The 467-nt window shown below is 65.3% G+C and carries 1 protein-coding gene; it reads right to left on the reverse strand.

Features of this window, described 5'->3' with window-relative positions:
* Positions 1 to 467 (reverse strand): acyl-CoA dehydrogenase family protein (locus tag RM572_RS29060; RefSeq protein ID WP_311676346.1); only part of this gene is annotated, 467 nt, incomplete at both ends.

Here is a 467-nt window from a genome sequence, read left to right on the forward strand (position 1 = left end):
GGCGTACTTCACCGCACGGTCGAGCGCCACCCGGCCGATGCCGAGCGCCTCGGCCGCGATCAGCATCCGCTCCGGGTTGAGCCCGTGCAGGATGTACTTGAACCCCTTGCCCTCCTCGCCGATGCGGTGCTCGGCCGGCACCCGCAGATCGTCGATGAACAACTCGTTGGAGCTCACCGCGTTCCGGCCCATCTTGTTGATGGGCCGGATCTCGACGTGATCGCGGTCGAGGTCGGTCAGGAACAGCGTGAGACCCTCGGTCGGCGTCCCTCCGCGTTTCTCCACAGCCTCACGGGACTCGGTACGAGTGAGCAGCAGGATCTTCTCGGACTCACGCGCTTTGGAGATCCAGACCTTGCGGCCGTTGACCACATAACCGTCGCCGTCCTTCTTGGCGAACGTGGTGATGCGCGAGGTGTCCAGGCCGGCGCCGGGTTCGGTGACGCCGAAGCACACATGCAGATCTC

The sequence above is a fragment of the Streptomyces hazeniae genome (genome assembly GCF_031845485.1).
GTDB lineage: Bacteria > Actinomycetota > Actinomycetes > Streptomycetales > Streptomycetaceae > Streptomyces > Streptomyces hazeniae.